This window comes from Tractidigestivibacter sp., from assembly GCF_050946515.1.
Taxonomy (GTDB): Bacteria; Actinomycetota; Coriobacteriia; order Coriobacteriales; family Atopobiaceae; genus Tractidigestivibacter.
Genome location: NZ_JBMNUX010000002.1, coordinates 98,433 through 115,826, shown reverse-complemented (window position 1 = coordinate 115,826; position 17,394 = coordinate 98,433). Strand labels below are relative to the sequence as shown.

Annotated in this window: 16 protein-coding genes and 1 tRNA gene; all 17 read left to right on the top strand. The window is 62.0% G+C overall.

The window, feature by feature from the left end:
- Nucleotides 1-28 precede the first annotated feature (28 nt).
- The 17 genes from rpoD (at nt 29) to ACOYJL_RS01740 (ending at nt 17,291) form a co-directional block, all read left to right on the top strand.
- Entirely contained in the window at nt 29-1,411 is a 1,383-nt protein-coding gene (gene rpoD, locus ACOYJL_RS01820) for an RNA polymerase sigma factor RpoD (protein WP_433568496.1), read from the top strand.
- A gap of 133 nt (nt 1,412-1,544) precedes the next feature.
- Nucleotides 1,545-1,910, top strand: coding sequence for a fluoride efflux transporter CrcB (gene crcB, locus ACOYJL_RS01815; RefSeq protein WP_433568495.1), 366 nt, complete (start codon nt 1,545-1,547; stop codon nt 1,908-1,910).
- A 797-nt stretch (nt 1,911-2,707) separates the two neighbouring features.
- Nucleotides 2,708-2,782 (top strand) — tRNA-Asn (locus ACOYJL_RS01810).
- 744 nt (nt 2,783-3,526) lie between these two features.
- On the top strand, nt 3,527-4,402 hold the full coding sequence (locus ACOYJL_RS01805; protein WP_433568494.1) for an ABC transporter permease: 876 nt from the start codon (nt 3,527-3,529) through the stop codon (nt 4,400-4,402).
- A 12-nt stretch (nt 4,403-4,414) separates the two neighbouring features.
- Nucleotides 4,415-5,530, top strand: a complete 1,116-nt coding sequence (locus ACOYJL_RS01800; RefSeq protein WP_433568493.1) for an ABC transporter ATP-binding protein — start codon at nt 4,415-4,417, stop codon at nt 5,528-5,530.
- 260 nt (nt 5,531-5,790) lie between these two features.
- The gene (pyrR, locus tag ACOYJL_RS01795) at nt 5,791-6,375 is read left to right on the top strand and encodes a bifunctional pyr operon transcriptional regulator/uracil phosphoribosyltransferase PyrR (protein WP_433568492.1); all 585 of its coding nucleotides are present in this window, start codon (nt 5,791-5,793) and stop codon (nt 6,373-6,375) included.
- A complete protein-coding gene (locus ACOYJL_RS01790; RefSeq protein WP_433568491.1) occupies nt 6,376-7,314 on the top strand; it encodes an aspartate carbamoyltransferase catalytic subunit in 939 nt (312 codons plus the stop codon).
- On the top strand, nt 7,298-8,590 hold the full coding sequence (locus tag ACOYJL_RS01785) for a dihydroorotase (protein ID WP_433568490.1): 1,293 nt from the start codon (nt 7,298-7,300) through the stop codon (nt 8,588-8,590). Before ACOYJL_RS01790 ends, ACOYJL_RS01785 begins: the two co-directional genes overlap by 17 nt.
- Nucleotides 8,591-9,406 (top strand): dihydroorotate dehydrogenase electron transfer subunit, encoded by an 816-nt coding sequence (locus ACOYJL_RS01780; protein ID WP_433568489.1) that lies wholly within the window; start codon nt 8,591-8,593, stop codon nt 9,404-9,406. It abuts the gene before it with no gap.
- Nucleotides 9,400-10,326, top strand: coding sequence for a dihydroorotate dehydrogenase (locus ACOYJL_RS01775; RefSeq protein WP_433568488.1), 927 nt, complete (start codon nt 9,400-9,402; stop codon nt 10,324-10,326). The genes ACOYJL_RS01780 and ACOYJL_RS01775 overlap by 7 nt, the downstream gene beginning before the upstream one ends.
- Entirely contained in the window at nt 10,320-11,045 is a 726-nt protein-coding gene (gene pyrF, locus ACOYJL_RS01770) for an orotidine-5'-phosphate decarboxylase (RefSeq protein ID WP_433568487.1), read from the top strand. Before ACOYJL_RS01775 ends, pyrF begins: the two co-directional genes overlap by 7 nt.
- 154 nt (nt 11,046-11,199) lie before the next feature.
- Nucleotides 11,200-11,508 (top strand): integration host factor, actinobacterial type, encoded by a 309-nt coding sequence (mihF, locus tag ACOYJL_RS01765; RefSeq protein ID WP_433568486.1) that lies wholly within the window; start codon nt 11,200-11,202, stop codon nt 11,506-11,508.
- On the top strand, nt 11,508-12,086 hold the full coding sequence (gmk, locus tag ACOYJL_RS01760) for a guanylate kinase (RefSeq protein WP_433568485.1): 579 nt from the start codon (nt 11,508-11,510) through the stop codon (nt 12,084-12,086). Before mihF ends, gmk begins: the two co-directional genes overlap by 1 nt.
- A gap of 1 nt (nt 12,087) precedes the next feature.
- A complete protein-coding gene (locus ACOYJL_RS01755) occupies nt 12,088-12,375 on the top strand; it encodes a DNA-directed RNA polymerase subunit omega (RefSeq protein ID WP_433568484.1) in 288 nt (95 codons plus the stop codon).
- A 3-nt stretch (nt 12,376-12,378) separates the two neighbouring features.
- Nucleotides 12,379-13,713, top strand: a complete 1,335-nt coding sequence (thiI, locus tag ACOYJL_RS01750; protein WP_433568483.1) for a tRNA uracil 4-sulfurtransferase ThiI — start codon at nt 12,379-12,381, stop codon at nt 13,711-13,713.
- A 400-nt stretch (nt 13,714-14,113) separates the two neighbouring features.
- Nucleotides 14,114-14,890 carry a helix-hairpin-helix domain-containing protein gene (locus ACOYJL_RS01745; RefSeq protein ID WP_433568482.1) on the top strand — a complete coding sequence of 259 codons (777 nt, stop codon included), beginning with the start codon at nt 14,114-14,116 and terminating at the stop codon, nt 14,888-14,890.
- Complete coding sequence (locus tag ACOYJL_RS01740) at nt 14,883-17,291, top strand: ComEC/Rec2 family competence protein (protein ID WP_433568481.1); 2,409 nt, start codon at nt 14,883-14,885, stop codon at nt 17,289-17,291. Before ACOYJL_RS01745 ends, ACOYJL_RS01740 begins: the two co-directional genes overlap by 8 nt.
- Nucleotides 17,292-17,394: the final 103 nt, after the last annotated feature.

Sequence of the window (17,394 nt, the reverse complement as noted above, 5' to 3'; positions counted from 1 at the left end):
TTCAGAATATTGCGTCGAAGGGAAAAACTTGGCTGCTACAAAGAAGTCCAAAGACGTCGTCAAGCTGTCTGATGAGCTCAACGCTGCCGTCGAGAGTCTTGTAACGCTGTCATCCAAGTCGGGCGGCAGCGTCAGCGAGGACGACATCCAGGTTGCGCTTCGCGACGTTGATGTCGATGACACCGAGCTTTCTGACGTCTACAACGCCATTCGCGCAAAGGGCGTCGAAATTGTCTCGTCCGGTGAGGTTGACACTTCGGTCTTTGGTGGCGACTCTGACGCTTCCGGCGACGACGATGATGACTTTAGCGACGACTTCGGCGACGAGGAAGACTCGATGGGCGACGAGGACGACGAAGACTCCGAGCCCGTCAGCGAGGCAAAGGCCGTGAAGGAGGCTTTGCGCTCCGTTCCCAAGGCCAAGGTCTCCAAGCCCAAGCGCTCGAGCCGCGCCCGCGCACACCGCCAGGACACCTCTACCGTCATGCTCACTGGCGACCCAGTGCGCATGTACCTCAAGGAGATCGGCAAGGTTGACCTGCTGACCGCCCAGGAAGAGGTCAACCTTGCCATGAAGATCCAGGCCGGCACCGAGGCCACCGAGAAGCTCGAGGCTGCCGAGAATGGCGAGCTTGAGCTCTTGCGCGCCGAGCAGCGTCGACTCATGCGCATCGAGCAGGTGGGCCTGGACGCGAAGCAGCAGCTTATCTCTGCCAACCTGCGCTTGGTTGTCTCCATTGCAAAGCGCTACGTGGGTCGCGGCATGCTGTTCCTCGACCTGATTCAGGAGGGCAACCTCGGCCTGATTCGCGCTGTCGAGAAGTTCGACTACACCAAGGGCTACAAGTTCTCCACGTACGCCACCTGGTGGATTCGCCAGGCCATAACGCGCGCCATCGCCGATCAGGCGCGCACCATTCGCATCCCGGTGCACATGGTCGAGACCATCAACAAGCTGATTCGCGTGCAGCGCCAGCTGCTGCAGGATCTTGGGCGCGACCCGACGCCCGAGGAGATTGGCAAAGAGATGGGCATGAGTGCCGACCGCGTGCGCGAGATTCAGAAGATCAGCCAGGAGCCCGTCTCGCTGGAGACGCCCATTGGCGAGGAGGAGGACTCCCAGCTGGGAGACTTCATCGAAGACTCCACGGCAGTGGCGCCGCCCGACGCTGCCTCAGACTCGATGCTTCGCGAGCAGCTTGACCAGGTGCTTGACGGTCTTGCCGACCGCGAGCGAAAGGTGATCAAGTTCCGCTTTGGCCTTGAGGACGGTCATCCTCGCACCCTCGAGGAAGTCGGTCGCGAGTTTGGCGTCACGCGCGAGCGCATCCGCCAGATTGAGAGCAAGACGCTGGCAAAGCTTCGCCACCCCAGCCGCTCCGGTCGCCTGAAAGACTACATGGAAGACTAGGGGAGACCTAGCTTCTTCTCGCACTTCTTGGTTTTCTCGTTTAACTATTTTTGCAAGGCAAGCCCCGAGCTTCCGTTGGTCGCTCGGGGCTCTTTTTGAGCGGCGTTCTCTCGAAAGGGGAGGCTGACGGCTTATGGGCAACTTCGCGCTTGTCGGTATTGGCGGCGCCATCGGCGCGATGCTTCGCTACGCGCTCACGCTCGTGCCCTTTGGGACGAGCTTCCCATTTGCGACCTTTCTCGCAAACGTGATTGGCGCCTTTGCAATCGGGCTTATCTCGGGGCTCTCTACCAAGGGCTTCCTTTCGAATCAGGCGACGCTGCTTCTTAAGACGGGCGTTTGTGGCGGATTCACCACGTTCTCGACTTTTTCGCTCGAGAGCACGGGGTTTATCGAGGACGGCGCATACGGTCTAGCGGCGATCTATGTCGTCTCGAGCATTATCTCCTGCTTTGTGGGAGTGGCTCTGGGAGAGCTTCTCTCTCGCCAGCTAGCCTAGCCCTGCTCTGCTGGCCACGGAAGGCAGTTTCCCGTTGTGTGGGACCGGCGAAGAAATGGCCCCCTCCGTTGTGCGGGGTAGCCTTCTCGCCCAGCGCGTCTAGCTGCGGCTTCTTCAAGCTTTGAGCCCTGTCGTGCGGGTTGCTGCGGGAAGTCCGAGCCTCCTGCCCCATCGTGTGGGGGTCACGCGATGCCCAAGCGTGGCAGATCCGCACTACGGTCCTCCTTACCTGCGCGTTCGCACCGAAGCCCCGCACGACTGAGAGAAATCGGTCAGAGCGGTCCCACACGATGGGACGGCTTCTCGGCGCGGTCTGCGAATCCCCGCACGATGCGATCCGCGACCTGCGGGTACGCCCTCGGCTCCCGCACGACGGGCAAGGTCATTTCTGCGCCGGTCCCACACAACGATCGGGCTCTTCGGCCTGCCAGGTTGCGCGACCTCTGATGCTCGCCCCGCCAACTTATGCGACTTCTGATTCCTGGACTGCCAGGTTGCGCGACCTCTGATGCTGCAAAAGTCGCGCAACTTGGCAGCGCGCTAACGTGCGGGAATGCAACGAGCCGGTGCTTACGGATAGTGGGGGCGCCCTTCTCGGCCGGCCTTCTATATGAGATTTCTCTGCAGGCTAAATCCCATTGCCCTGAGTACTGGAGTCCTAAAACTCGAAAGGGAGCTTTCGTGTGGAGTACCGTTCCACCAATAATGCGAGAGCTCATAGTTCGTCAGAAAAAAATTTAGGATTACCCTTGCACGATGGGTCGGGGACTGTATAATACTTTCTTGCGCGAACACATTCCCCGGTGGCGCAGTGGTAGCGCAGCTGACTGTTAATCAGCGTGTCGCAGGTTCGAACCCTGCCCGGGGAGCCAGAATCCTACTGAGGCGAGCCAAGGCGGTTCGCCTTTTTTCATATCTGTTGGGCTTCCCACTTGAATTTGAGCATGTCCATGTCCCTTTTTTGAGACGCTGTTATGCGCCGCCTATGAGTCGCCTGTGCGGGAAGCCTCTTAATCATATTGCGAGACAATCGACATCTCCACACGTCGTCTGAGGCCCAGCGAGGACATGCGAGGCTGGCGAGGCCGGGCACACTGTTGTGTGGGACCCATTTGAGCGCTACGAGCGATGCGTCGTTCTTCTGCATGCTTCTCTGCAGTCTGCTTGAGAACCGAGGCATGGGCACTCCTCAATGTGCGGAGATCAAGTTCTTTGCATTCCCGCACATTTGTCCGTTGCCAACTTCAGCGACTTCTGATGCCGCAAAAGTCGCTGAAGTTGGCAGACCGGGCATCAAAAGTCGCACAACCTGGCAGAATGGCATCAGAAGTCGCGCAATGTGGCAAGCGGCGAGCATCAGAAGTCGCGGTACCTGGCAGCGACGCGTTGTGCGGGCATCAGAAGTCGCGGTACCTGGCAGCGACGCGTTGTGCGGCATCAGAGGTCGCGCAACTTGGCACGCCGGCGTTGGCGCACGGGCGCTTGCTCGCCTCTTGCCTCTGCCATTTGTATGGTTGCGCGCTCCCTGTGATAGGATTTCAGAGATTATTGCCAAAATCTAGCGGGCTTCGAGCAGCGTTGTCCAGGCTGCGCACGCGCCCGCGACAGGAGGAATGGTGGCTTCAGACAAGCATTCTCCAAGTGTCGCAGAGACCACTCCGACGAGCGCGAGTGCTGACGAGTCGCAGAAGAAGAGCATCTCAGCGCGCGATGCCTGGTATCCGCCCAAGCAGCGTGACTTCTATGTCCTCAAGGAGCTCGTCTCAAAAGACTTCAAGCTCAAATATCGCAGAAGCGTCCTCGGCGTTGCGTGGAGCGTCCTTAACCCACTGCTCATGATGATCGTCATGACAGTCGTCTTCTCTACGTTCTTGGGAGCCAAGGACCCGACGATCTCGAACTACTCGCTCTACCTCATCTTGGGCAACACGGCCTTCTCTCTGATGTCTGACTCGACCTCTCAGGGACTCCGCTCAATCATCGACGCGTCGAGCCTGCTCAAGAAGGTCAAGGTGAACCGCATCGTCTTCCCGGTGCAAAAGGTGCTCTCGGCACTAGTCAACTATGGCTTCTCGCTCATCGCTGTCGCCATCGTCATGATCTACTTCCAGACTCCGCTGAGCTGGTGGATTCTGCTGCTTCCCGTTGCGGTCGCGCTTCTCGCGCTGTTCAGCGTCGGCCTGTCGCTCCTGCTTTCTGCGGCCACGGTCTTCTTCCGCGACGTCATCCATCTGTGGAGCGTCGTCTTGACCGCTTGGACCTACGCCACGCCGCTCTTCTACTCGACGAACATGCTGAGCGACTGGATGGTCTCGTTCGAGAACTTCAATCCGATGTACATCTATGTCACGTTTATTCGCGACATCCTGCTCTACCAGCAGTGCCCCGCGATGCGCACTATCGTCGCCGCCGTGTTGTTTGCCGTTGTGAGCTTGGCCATTGGCTATGCGGTCTTCCATCACAACGAGCACAAGTTCATTCTTTACATCTAGCGGGAGGCGCTGATGCCCGAATTCAAGCCGTCAAATTGGGTTGTGACCATGAAGGTCTCCCAGTCGCAGATTCGCGTGGGCGAGTCCGTGACGGTCACCCCTCATGAAGAGGGGCCCGCGGTGCCCGACCAGTTTCCGCCTGAGTGCTTTGAGTATGACTACATGTGGGCGAGAAACGACATGTGGAAGGACGGCACCTGGGAGTCAACCCTTCACGCCCACGGGGAGCGCACCAAGGCTAAGTCGTGGACCTTCACACCCGACCGCCCCGGCTACTATCACCTGTTCGTGAACGCCCAGGACCCGGATGGGTTCTCCATGTCTGCGGACAAGTACGTGCTCGTCGTCTCAGAGTCCGACTTCATGCGCCCGTCGCTTCCGACGCCTGACCAAGAGACCGTCATAGACGTAGACAACGTCGTCGAGATCTTCAACATCGCTTCCGAGCAGTACAACTCCTTGAAGGAGTACTTCATCGCGCTCATGAAGCACGAGCTGAGCTTCAAGGAGTTCCGCGCCCTTGATGGCATATCGTTCCAGGTCAAGCACGGCGAGGCGTTCGGGCTCGTCGGCACCAACGGCTCCGGCAAGTCGACGATGCTCAAGATCATCGCAGGCGTTCTCGAGCCCACTACCGGGACCTGCAAGGTCAGGGGCACTATCGCCCCGCTCATTGAGCTCGGCGCCGGCTTTGACATGGAGCTCACGGCCAAGGAGAACATCTACCTGAATGGCGCCCTTCTGGGATACCGCAAGGAGTTCATTGACGAGCACTTCCAGGACATCGTCGACTTCGCCGAGCTCGAGGGCTTCATGGACATGCCGCTCAAGAACTACTCGTCCGGCATGGTCGCGCGCATTGCGTTCGCCATTGCCACGGTGACAGAGCCCGACATCCTGATCGTGGACGAGACGCTCTCCGTCGGCGACTTCCTGTTCCAGCAGAAGTGCGAGCGGCGCATCAAGGAGCTCGTTTCGTCTAACAACGTGACCGTCCTTCTCGTGAGCCACTCCATTGACCTCGTGCGCCGCATCTGCGACCGCGTGTGCTGGATCGAGAAGGGCAAGCAGCGCATGCTCGGTCCCACCGACGAGGTCTGCGACGCCTACGAGCACATGGCCGAGTAGCCCTGCGACCGGCACCGCCCCTGCCGTGGTGTGGCCGCGCTGTGAGAAAAATCCCTCGCCGAATCCTCGCTTCTGGCTCATGCCGCAGCGTGTATAGTGAAGCCGTCCTTTAAGCAGGTACGAGATACCCGCAAGGCGTTTGGCCCAACGGCCGCAACATACGTCCAAGACTTCTGGGTGCCTCGTACCGCTACGAGCGGGATGGGGCGCCTTTTTTGCGCGCGGGCGCGCGGGGATGCCCCTCAGACGAGAGGAGACCCATGACAGAAGCACGGCTCAAGGCCCAGATCATGGATGCCCAGGCGATGGAGCGCGCAACGACACGCATTGCGCACGAGATCATCGAGCACAACGAGGGGTCTGCCAACATCCAGGTGATCGGCATCATCAGGAGGGGAGAGGTTCTCGCCAAGCGCCTCGCCGATGCCATTGAGCAGATCGAGGGCGTGCGCCCCAAGGTGGGCTCGCTCGACATCAGCTTCTACCGCGACGACGTCAGCCGCCACATCGCGCCCGTGGTACACGGCACCAACATCCCCTTCGAGATTGACAACAGCAACATCGTGCTGGTAGACGACGTGCTCTACACCGGTCGCACCGTCCGCTCGGCGCTTGACGCGCTCATGGACTACGGTCGGCCCAAGACCGTCCAGCTTGCCGTGATGGTCGACCGCGGCCACCGCGAGCTGCCGATTCGCGCCGACTACGTGGGCAGGAACGTCCCCTCCTCTCACGAGGAGGACGTCCGCGTCTGCATCAAGCCGCTTGACGACCATGACTCCGTGGAAATTTGGACCAACCCGGCCGCCGAGGACGCAAAGGCCCAGGAAGGGGGCGCTCGATAGATGCTCTCCGTCAAGAACCTCATCGACACCTACAGCCTCACTGCCGACGACATCACGCAGATCCTCGACACCGCGCAGGCATTCGAGGGAATCAACAACGCGCGCACAATCAAGAAGGTCCCCGCACTCCGCGGCCGCACGATCGTGAATCTGTTCCTTGAGCCCTCTACGCGAACCAAGAGCTCCTTCGAGCTTGCCGAGAAGCGACTCTCCGCCGACTCGCTCTCCATGGGAGGCTCCACCTCGTCGGTCGTGAAGGGCGAGAGCTTGGCGGACACCATCCAGACCATCGACGCGATGAACGTCGACATGTTCGTCTGCCGCGCCCGTCTGGCAGGAACGCCGCAGAAGATCTCGGAGAACACCGACGCCGTGGTCATCAACGCAGGCGACGGCAAGCACCAGCATCCCACCCAGGCAATGCTCGACCTCTATACCATCCGCAAGAACTTCGGTCATCTGGACGGGCTCAAGGTTGCCATCGTCGGCGACCTCGCGCACAGCCGCGTCTGCGGCTCGCTTGCCCCCGCGCTCAAGACCATGGGCGCCGAGGTCACGCTCGTCGGTCCTCCCACCTTCCAGGTGGACGACCCCGACTGGTTCGGCTGCCCGCAGACGGCAAGCCTGGACGACGTGATCGAGGACATGGACGTCGTCTACATGCTGCGCGTGCAGCTCGAGCGCATGGAGGGCGCGGCCATTCCGTCCCGCCGCGAGTACAACCGCCTCTATGGCCTTGACATGGCGCGCGTGAACCGCATGAAGCCGGGCGCGATCATCTGCCACCCGGGTCCCATGAACCGCGGCATGGAGATCAACGCGGACGTCGCCGACTGCGCGCGCTCACGGATTCTGAACCAGGTCAACGCTGGTGTCCTCACCCGCATGGCCGAGATGTACCTGCTTCTGGGAGGAGAGAACAATGGCATTTCTGCTTAGGGGCGCTCACGCCGTCGATCCCCAAGTTGGCCTTGACGGAGTCTGCGACGTGCTGATTGACGACGGCAAGGTTGCCGCCGTGGGAAATGAGCTCGAGCCTCCCGCGGGCGCGGAGGTCATCAACGCCAAGGGGCGCTACCTGGTGCCTGGCCTTGTGGACATGCACGTGCATTTTCGCGACCCCGGCTTCGAGTACAAGGAGACCATCGAGACGGGCGCACGCGCGGCCACGCATGGCGGCTTCACCGATGTCGCGACGATGCCCAACACCGACCCCGTGACCGACACGGGCGCCGAGATCCGCTACCAGCTCGACCATGCGCGCCAGGCGGGCCTTTGCCACGTGCGCCCCATCGGCGCCCTCACGGCTGGCGAGAAGGGAGAGCAGCTCGCCGAGATTGGCGACATGGTGATGGAGGGCGCCTGCGCCTTCTCCGATGACGGCCATGGCGTGCAGAGCGCCGGCATGATGCGCACCTGCATGGAGTACGTCTCCCAGTTCGACCGCGTTGTCTCCGCCCACTGCGAGATCAACTCTCTCACCACCAACGGAGTTATCAACGAGGGCAAGGCCTCCACGCGCCTTGGCATGTTCGGCTGGCCGGCGCTTGGCGAGGAGCTCGAGATCTACCGCGACATCGAGCTCTGCCGCCTGACTGGCTGCCCGCTGCACATCGCGCACATCTCCACTGCCAAGGGCCTCGACCTCGTTCGCCGCGCGAAGGAGGAGAGCCTGCCCGTGACCTGCGAGGTCACCCCTCACCACCTGTTCCTCTGCGAGGACGATATCACGGACGAGTACAACACCAACCTCAAGATGAACCCCCCGCTGCGCACGCCCGCTGATCGCGACGCGCTGGTGGAGGGCATCCTCGACGGCTCGATTGACTGCGTCGTCACCGACCATGCCCCGCACGCCCCGCACGAGAAGGACTGCGAGTGGGAGATAGCCTTCTTCGGCACCGTCGGCCTCGAGACGTCTCTGCCGCTGATGCTCACGAAGCTCGTGAACCCCGGGAAGATGAGCTGGTCTCGCATGGTGGAGGTCATGGCAATAAACCCGCGCCAGATCCTTCGCCTGAAGCCTGTCAAGATTGAGAAGGGCTCGGCTGCCGACCTCACGCTCATCGACCCCGCCGTCGAGTTCACGGTGACTCCCGACTACTTCTGCGGCAAGTCGAACAACTCCGCCTTCATGGGCTGGATGCTCACGGGCCAGGCGACCGACGTCTTCGTGGACGGGAAGCGCACGCTCGCCGATGGCGTGGTGGCATAGATGCCCGCCGTGCACGACGCTCGCGCCAAGCTCTTCGACTTCGTCGTGAGGTCGAACGAGCAGGTCGCCGATGGCGTCTTTCGCATGACGTTTGAGTCTGGCGTCGCCTTGGAGCTCGCTGCTGGCGAGTTCATGGACTTTGCCGTTCCCGGAAACCCCGCGCAGGTGCTCCGCGTGCCAATCTCCTTCTCGCACGCTGAGGCCGCCAGCAAGACGGTGCAGATAGAGTATGCCGTCGTAGGGGACGGCACGCGCCGCCTGTCCAAGATGGCGCCGGGCGACGCAAGCACGCTCGTGGGTCCTTGCGGCCATGGCTGGTGCCTCCCCGCCAAGTCCGGCCGTGCGCTCTTGGTGTCCGGAGGCATCGGCATCCCGCCCATCGTCGCAGCATCCGAGATGCTCTCCGCCGCAGGTATCGCCTTTGACGCGATCCTGGGCGCCCAGACGGCCGATAAGGTCGTCGCCTGCGACGTTGACGCCGTGCGCGCCGCAGGGTCAGGGGACGCGGACTGCCGCGTCGTCGTTGCGACCGACGACGGGAGCCTTGGCTACCACGGCTTTACCACGGGCGCGATGGAAGAGCTTCTCTCCGAGCGCAGCTATGGCAGCGCCTACACCTGCGGCCCCACTCCCATGATGGCGGGGGTCTCTCGCCTTGCCGCGGGCGCCGGCATTGCCTGTCAGGCATCGCTCGAGCGCATGATGGGATGCGGCTTTGGGGCCTGCAGCTGCTGCAACGTTGCCATGGCTGATGGCTCCACGCGCCTGTGCTGCATGGATGGTCCCGTCTTCGACGCCGAGGAGGTGGCATGGTGAGCAAGGCGAGAATGGCCGTCAGCCTTGGCGGCATACAGATGAGAAATCCCGTTAACACCGCCTCGGGCACCTTTGGCTATGGCTGGCAGTTCGAGGGGATGTACGACGTGGCGCGCCTTGGAGCCATCACCTGCAAGGGCGTCGCAGCTGAGCCATGGCCCGGAAACCCCGCGCCGCGCGTGGCAGAGGTGCGGTCGGGAATCCTGAACTCCGTCGGTCTTCAGAACCCCGGCGCCGAGGCGTTCTGCGCCGAGTATGGCGACTACCTCTCTGGCCTTGCTGAGCGTGGGTGCGCCGTCATCCTGCAAGCCGTCGGCCATTCCGTCGACGAATGCAAGGCGGCCGTGGAGGCTCTTGACTCGCTCGCGCCATGGGCGGCCGGCTTCGAGGTGAACGTCTCGTGCCCCAACCTCTCGCGCGGCGGAAAGCTCTTGGGCGGCACGCCCGAGGACGCCGCCGAGGTCGTCCGAGCGGTGCGCCCGCTCACCACCCGACCGCTGCTCGTGAAGCTTGCTCCGCTCGACGTCTCGAACATCGCGCGCGCCTGCGAGGACGCCGGCGCAGACGCCCTCTCGCTGACAAACACCGTAAATGCCATGTCGATTGACGTGCACACGCGCCGCTCGAGGCTCTCGCGACCGACGGGCGGCCTCTCGGGCCCTGCGATCCATCCCATCGCCGTGCGCATGGTGTGGGAGGCGGCACAGGCCGTGAGCATCCCCATCAACGGCATCGGCGGCATCGAGACCTGGGAGGACGCTGCCGAGATGATCCTTGCTGGCGCAACCAGCGTCAGCGTGGGAACGGCCAACATGTATGACCCTGCCTCCGCGTCCCGCGTGGTGGACGGGCTTGCCGCATGGGCGGACGAGCAGGGCGTCTCTGACATCAACGAGCTGATTGGAGCCTTCGAATGCTGACTGAGAGCGAGGCGCGCGACGCCATTATCGTTGCCCTTGACTGTGACCGAGACCGCGCCATGGAGCTTGCCGACACCCTTTCCGGCAAGGCCAAGTGGGTCAAGATAGGCATGACCCTCTTCTATCTTGAGGGGCCTTCCATCGTGCGCGAGATGCACGAGCGCGGACTTAACGTGTTTCTCGACCTCAAGGTCTTTGACATTCCCTTCCAAGTGAGGGGAGCGGTGGAGTCTGCCTCGCTCACTGGCGCGGACATTCTCTCCATACACGGGCTTGGCTCCTCCGCGATGGTCGCTGCCGCTCGCGAGGGCGCAGAGGCGGCTGCGGAAAAAACCGGTCGCGACCGCACGCGCCTCGTCGCCATCTCGGTCCTCACGAGCATGGACCAGGATACGCTGGGCGAGATTGGGATAACCTGCCCGCTCTCTGAGGAGGTCTCGCGCCTGGCGTCGCTTGCCGTCGGCGCTGGCTCTGACGGAATCGTCTGCTCTCCCAAGGAGGCGGCGGACATGCGCGCCCTTCTCGGACCCGACGCGCTTATCGTCACGCCTGGCGTACGTCCCGCAGGCGCCGCCGTTGGCGACCAGAAGCGCGTCGCCACTCCGGCAGCGGCCATTGCGGCAGGAGCGTCAAAGCTCGTGATTGGCAGGCCCATCACCCAGGCCCAAAATCCGGCCGCAGCCTTTAAAGCTATCGTTCAGGAGATTGCCGCGGATTGATGATTGTGTGCTACAAATGGCGTTAGTGCAGGTAGTTTCAATAAAAGGCTTGTATTGTTCGGAGCAAATTGGCAAACTAGCTAGTTGTGCCACGTGCGACAATAGCAATGATTGTCACTAGCGTGTACTTCACCACCTGATGTTTGGAGGAACTATGGCTCTACCCCAGCTTACCGACGAGCAGCGCAAGGAAGCCCTCGAGAAGGCTGCCCAGGCGCGTCATGCCCGTGCTGAGCTTCGCGAGAAGATCAAGAGCGGCAAGGTCACTCTCGAGGAGGTTCTCGACTCCGATGACCCCATCGCCAATCGTATGAAGGTCTCCACTCTTATCGAGTCGCTTCCCGGCTATGGCAAGGCGAAGGCAGCCAAGATTATGGACGAGCTTGGCATTTCCTCCACCCGTCGCGTCAAGGGCCTCGGCGCCCGTCAGCGCGAGCAGCTTATCGAGGCGCTCTCCAAGTAGTGTCTCGCTGCGCAAGGCTCTTCGTAGTCTCTGGACCGTCAGGCGTGGGCAAGGGCACGTTGGTTGCGAAAGTTCGCGCCAATCGCCCTCAGCTGGGCCTGACGGTCTCTGCTACCACGCGCTCCCCGCGCCCAGGCGAGATTGATGGAGAGTCGTACTACTTCATCGATGACGACGAGTTCTCGCGCCGCGTTGAGGCGGGCGAGTTTCTCGAGTGGGCCAACGTCCATGGCCATCGCTACGGCACGCTCAAGAGCGAGGTCCAGAAGAATCTCGATGCTGGGCGCTCCGTCATCCTCGAGATCGACGTTCAGGGCGGCCTCAATGTGAGGCACGCATTTCCTGGCGCCGTTCTCGTCTTTATCGAACCACCCTCGGCGGAGGAGCTTGAGCGTCGCCTTCGCGGTCGCAAGACCGAGGACGAGGCGGCCATCGAGTGCCGCCTTGCCAATTCCCGCAAGGAGATGGAGTGCGCGCCGCTCTATGACGTGAGGATTGTGAACGACGACCTCGACCGAGCCGCTGACGAGCTTGAGCGCACCCTAGATTCATACGAGTCAGATGGAGGTACCAACTAATATGTCCGTTATTAAGCCTGAGATTGACTCTCTGCTTGAGCGCACTGAGCACAATCCCTTCCTGCTGTGCTCTGTCGCCTCCAAGCGTGCTTGTGACATCAACAACATGCTGCGCGGTCAGCACCTTCGCGTGACCGCCATCCAAGAGGTTGACGACATTACCACGATCGCCTCTGGCAAGGACACCGTCTCCATCGCCATGAACGAGATCGACGACGGCACCTTGGGATTTGTCCAAGAGGACTTCGACCGCGACATCCGTGGCGCTAACAACGGGATTGCTCAGTAGCCCATGACCGAGAGACTTTGCCTCGTCCACTACCACGAGATTGGTCTTAAGGGCAAGAACCGTGGCACCTTCGAGAACCAGCTCGTCACGAATTTGCACCGCGCCCTCAAGGCATATCCCGTCTCGCGCATTGCGCGCATCTCGGGCTATGTCGTCGTCGAGGCCGAGGACGGGCAGGCCACGCCTGAGATGGCACGCGCCATCGCCAAGGTCCCCGGGGTGGCTCGCGTCTCGCTTGCGTACAAGTGCGGTCTCGACGAGGGCGAGTACAACGCCGCCGCCGTGAAGGCGCTTGGCGAGGCGGGCGACTTCCAGACGTTCAAGGTCCATGCGCGCCGCAGCTCCACCAACTATCCCGTTCACTCCATCGACATGAACCATATCGTGGGGTCCGCGCTCTGCGCGGCGTTTCCCACAAAGAAGGTTGAGATGCACAATCCCGACGTCACGGTGGTCGTGCATGTCGTCCAGGGGAGCACCTTTGTCTACGCGGCTTCCATGCCTGGCGTCGGAGGTCTTCCCGTGGGCACTGCCGGCAAGGTCGTGACGCTGCTCTCAAGCGGCTTTGACTCTCCTGTCGCAACATGGATGGTCGGTCGCCGCGGAGCAACCTGCATCCCCGTGCATTTTTCAGGAAGACCGATGACGTCCGACACCAGCGAGTGGCTCTGTCGCGACATCGTCGACGCTCTTGCGCCCGCAGGAGTCGTCGGGCGCATGTACGTTGTGCCCTTCGGAGAGTATCAGCGCCAGATTTCGTTGGTCGTGCCCCAGAGCCTGCGCATCATCATGTATCGACGCGTGATGTACCGCGTGGCCGAGAGAATCGCGCGACTCGAGGGCGCGAAGGCCATCGTGACCGGCGAGTCGCTTGGACAGGTCGCCTCGCAGACCCTAGACAACATCGCGGCCGTAAACGAGGGCGTCACGATGCCCATCCTTCGCCCGCTCATCGGCTCCGACAAGCAGGAGATCATTCGCCGCTCCCAGGAGATTGGCACCTATGACATCTCATGCGAGACGGCGCCCGACTGCTGCACGCTCTTCATGCCGCGCCGTCCCGAGACGCACGCGCGGATGCGCGAGGTTCTCGCTGCGTGGGACCTCTTCGACCACGACGCGATGATCGATGACCTCGTGGAGCACGTTGAGTATCAGGACTTCTCGCAATGCCCCAGCTATCATGCACCAAAGGGACGGCTGCGTCCGCATCACAGCGAGCTGGAGCCGGCTGACCCTACGCCCGTGGAAGGCGAACAGGACGCGGCCGAGGCTGCCGACAAGGGCGACGCGCCAGTCGCCGTCAGCTCCGGAGGAGCTTCCGACCCAGTCGAGTAGTTGTCGATTCCCTTCTTTAGGCATGTGACGTTTTGCCCCCGCTCCTTGCGAGTGGGGGCTTTTTGTGGCGCGTGCTGGTGCTTCCTGATTGGGAAACTTGTTGCATAGACCGCTCGTGAGGTTTTCAGCTGGCGTTTGGACACGCCTGCGCACGGCCGGGCGCAGCTGGACCTCGGCTTTGTTCGGTGCAGCACCGTCACTTCTAGAGCCTCAGCTAGAGGGCTTGGCGCTTCTCGCAAGGCGCATTGTGAGGGACTCCACACAGATTGCTCTAGCTGGGAAAAGATGGTCATCGGTAAGATTGGCGCAATTTGCCCGAAAGGAAGCCGCACCACTTTCTGAGAACGCCTGTTCGGCTAACGCCTCCCTGAGGCACCATTTCCTTAAGGAGGTGGAGGGGATGGCGCAGAGGCAGATCAAGAGGGCGCCGAAGCGGCGAGCCTTGGCAAAGCGGTTTGGCATCACGGGCGGAAGGGCGGCAGCCATTGCCTGCGCCACCTTGGTGGCAGCTCTGGCGCTGGTCGGCGTCGTGAGGGCGAGCGGCACATTGGGACTTACGCTTGAGCGCGGAGAGGAGACGCAGACGCAGCTCGATGGAAGCTCGTCAGGCGACGCCAGCGATTCGTCCGAGAGTTCTGACGCGGCGCAAGGTCAGGCAGACGCTCAAGAAGGGTCCGTAGCACAAGAGGGCCAAGAGACAGAGACCAAGGTCGTGGTCCATGTGGACGGGGCGGTCATGTCGCCAGGCGTCTACGAGCTTTCAGGTGACGGGCTTCGCGTCAACGATGCCGTTGCCGCCGCCGGCGGCCTTTCCGACGATGCCGACACCACGTCAATAAACCTCGCCGAGGCCCTTTCCGATGGCGAGAAGATCTACGTGCCGCGCCAAGGGGAGGATGCGGCAAGCGGGGCCACGTCCTCTGGCTTGTCTGAGACGCTTTCAGGGACGTCTGCAAGCGGAAGCGCTGCGGGATCCTCAGGAACGCAGCTTGTGAACATCAACACAGCAGATGAGGCGACCCTTCAGACGCTTCCTGGGGTGGGAGAGGCGACTGCCGCCAACATCGTCCAAGACCGCGAGCAGAACGGCCCCTTTGCCACGATAGAGGACCTTATGCGCGTATCGGGGATAGGCGAGAAGAAGTTCGAGAAGGTAAAGGACCTTATCTGTGTCTAGGGTTAGCCACATGCCAGCCAGGCCTGCCATCCCGGCCAGTCTTTGGGCGCTCTGCTCCGCGCTCATGTCCGAGCGGGCCATTCTCCGTGCGGGCATCGAGCTTGAATCCGCCAAGGGCGCCTTTGCGCTTGGCGCCACAGCCCTCTGCACCCTTGTTGCGCTTCTCGTTCGAGCGCGTCGGGAGCGCAAGGCCCTTCCGGGCTGGCTCCCTACCGCGCTGCTCGTCCTCTCAGCCTCCTTTGCGGGAGCGCTCGTGTCGTCGCTTGCCTGCTCGAACATCGAGCGGCTGTCGAGCAAGCTCTCGACAAGCGCCGTCTCAAGCTGGTCGTTTGTAATGGTTGACGACATGACAGAGAGCGAGAGCGGATGGTTCGGCAAGGCGAGGGTCGTGCGCGACGGCTCCGAGCTGGGAGCAGTTTGGATTAGCGCTCCAGAGCAGCTCGAAGCCGGCGAGCACTTTGCTTGCGTCGGGCGCTTCTCGGCAAACGAAAGCGACGAATGGGGAGTCTCTTCTCGAATGCAGGGCATTTCTGGTAGCGTTCGCGTGGTGCACATGCTGGCTTCTCAGCCTGAGTCCGGCGCGTGGGGAGCGCTGCTCTCGCTTAGAAAGCATGTGCTCCAGAGCTTTAGTCCTGGCCAGAGCGAGGGGAGGGCCATCCTTGCCGGCTCTGTCTGCGGCTATCGCTCTGCCATCGCGGGATATGGCTTGGACGACGACTTCGCTGCGTGCGGGGTCTCCCACCTTGTGGCTGTCTCGGGCGGCCACCTTGCCATTGTCGCGGCATGCCTTTCCAGCTTGCTCAGGGGCACGCGGATGCGGCCTGCCTTGCGGGGATCTGTCACGCTGGGCGTCGGCGGCCTTTTCGTGCTGTTCTGCGGGGCTCCCTCCTCGGCAATCAGGGCATGGGGGATGGCGTCGGTCGCCCAGGCGTCCAAACTGGTTGGAAGAAGGTCTCATGCGCTTTCATCGGTCTCTGTGGTAGCGCTGGCGATGGCGCTTGTGGAACCTGCGTCATCCGGTCAGCTCAGCTTTCTTCTCTCGGTGCTCTCGGTCGTCGGAATTTGCCTCTTTGTTCCCTACGTGCGGCATCTCTTGGACGTGCTGTTCGGATGGCGTCTTCCGCGTTGGCTAGTGCGCAGGGCGCCGGGAATTTCGCGCAAAGCCTCAGACCTGCGGGCAAGGCTTCGCGACACGCTTGCCGTCTCGGTGGTAGGACAGCTTTCCACCGTCTTCCTCACGGCGTCTACGTTTGGCGGAGTTTCTATCATCGCCCCGCTTGCCAACTGCCTCTTGGCGCTGCCATTTTCCGCCATGCTGGCGCTTGGGCTCGCGTCGGCATGTCTGAGCTGGGCTTCGTTTGTTCAGGCACCCGTGTTGGGCCTTGCCGATGCCGCTGCCTGCTTGTTTTGCGACGTCTTGAGAAGGCTGGGGAGCCTTCCTTTTTCCTATGTGGCGATGCAGCCGAGCCCGACTGTCGCCGGAATGGCTACGGCCATTCTCGCAGGGGCCATTCTCGTCTTGTGGCCCCGTCCCCAAAGAAGGCCAATGGCCCTCTGCGTCTCTTGCTTCTTGGGCTCGCTTCTGGCCATCCTTCTGGGGTGTCGCTATCTTCAGCCAGCTCGGGTTTGCGTTCTCGACGTGGGACAGGGGGACGCGATTCTGATTGCGGACGGTGGCACGGCCGTTCTCGTCGACACTGGGCCTGACGCCTCGGTTGCCGACGGCCTTGCCAGGCAGGGAATCCTACACGTCGACGCCATTGTCCTCACGCACCTGCACGACGACCACGTTGGCGGGATGGACGACCTTGTCGGTCGCGTTGGCTGCGACCATGTCTTCGTTGCTCGTGGGGTAAGCTCGCACATGCAAGGCGAGCTTTCGGCGGCGGCTAAAGACCTTACGGGGAGCGACGTTGAGGAGCTGGGATATGGCGACGCAATCAAGGCAGGGTCCTTCTCCCTGAAGGTGGTTTCGCCTACGGGGGAGGTTACAGGCGAGGACAACGCCGACTCGCTTGAGATTGCGCTTTCCTATGAGCGGGGCGGCTCTACGCTCTCCGCGCTCCTGACGGGCGATGCCGAGAGGGATGAGACCGCTAGTTGCCTCAAGCGAGGAGACATTGGGGACATCGACTTTCTGAAGGTGGGCCATCACGGCTCGACGATCTCGTTGACGGAAGAGGAGGCTGCCCTGCTCGATCCAGAGGTATCCGTTGCCAGCGCAGGCGAGGGAAATGACTACGGTCACCCTTCTGACGAGTGCCGCAAGACGCTTGAAGACGCCGGCTCGCTCTTTCTCTGCACGATGGACAGCGGGGACGTCACGGTGCTGCCCTCGCCAACTGGTCCGCGCGTTCTCGTCGCAAAGGGGGACGTCTCGCGCCTTGGGCGCTCGGAATAGCCGGCGGCCCTGCCATCTTGCCTCCTTGTCGCATTGCGTCGCCGATGCGACTCGCACCGCTTCGCCGCTTTGAGCCCAAGCGTGACCCGACAGAACGATTTGT

Bases quoted from the DNA above. Each gene is read 5' to 3' on its own strand.
- crcB (WP_433568495.1), top strand. From the start codon at position 1,545: ATGGGCAACTTCGCGCTTGTCGGTATTGGCGGCGCCATCGGCGCGATG.
- ACOYJL_RS01800 (WP_433568493.1), top strand. From the start codon at position 4,415: ATGCCCGAATTCAAGCCGTCAAATTGGGTTGTGACCATGAAGGTCTCC.
- pyrR (WP_433568492.1), top strand. From the start codon at position 5,791: ATGACAGAAGCACGGCTCAAGGCCCAGATCATGGATGCCCAGGCGATG.
- ACOYJL_RS01790 (WP_433568491.1), top strand. From the start codon at position 6,376: ATGCTCTCCGTCAAGAACCTCATCGACACCTACAGCCTCACTGCCGAC.
- ACOYJL_RS01785 (WP_433568490.1), top strand. From the start codon at position 7,298: ATGGCATTTCTGCTTAGGGGCGCTCACGCCGTCGATCCCCAAGTTGGC.
- ACOYJL_RS01780 (WP_433568489.1), top strand. From the start codon at position 8,591: ATGCCCGCCGTGCACGACGCTCGCGCCAAGCTCTTCGACTTCGTCGTG.
- ACOYJL_RS01775 (WP_433568488.1), top strand. From the start codon at position 9,400: ATGGTGAGCAAGGCGAGAATGGCCGTCAGCCTTGGCGGCATACAGATG.
- pyrF (WP_433568487.1), top strand. From the start codon at position 10,320: ATGCTGACTGAGAGCGAGGCGCGCGACGCCATTATCGTTGCCCTTGAC.
- mihF (WP_433568486.1), top strand. From the start codon at position 11,200: ATGGCTCTACCCCAGCTTACCGACGAGCAGCGCAAGGAAGCCCTCGAG.
- ACOYJL_RS01755 (WP_433568484.1), top strand. From the start codon at position 12,088: ATGTCCGTTATTAAGCCTGAGATTGACTCTCTGCTTGAGCGCACTGAG.
- thiI (WP_433568483.1), top strand. From the start codon at position 12,379: ATGACCGAGAGACTTTGCCTCGTCCACTACCACGAGATTGGTCTTAAG.
- ACOYJL_RS01745 (WP_433568482.1), top strand. From the start codon at position 14,114: ATGGCGCAGAGGCAGATCAAGAGGGCGCCGAAGCGGCGAGCCTTGGCA.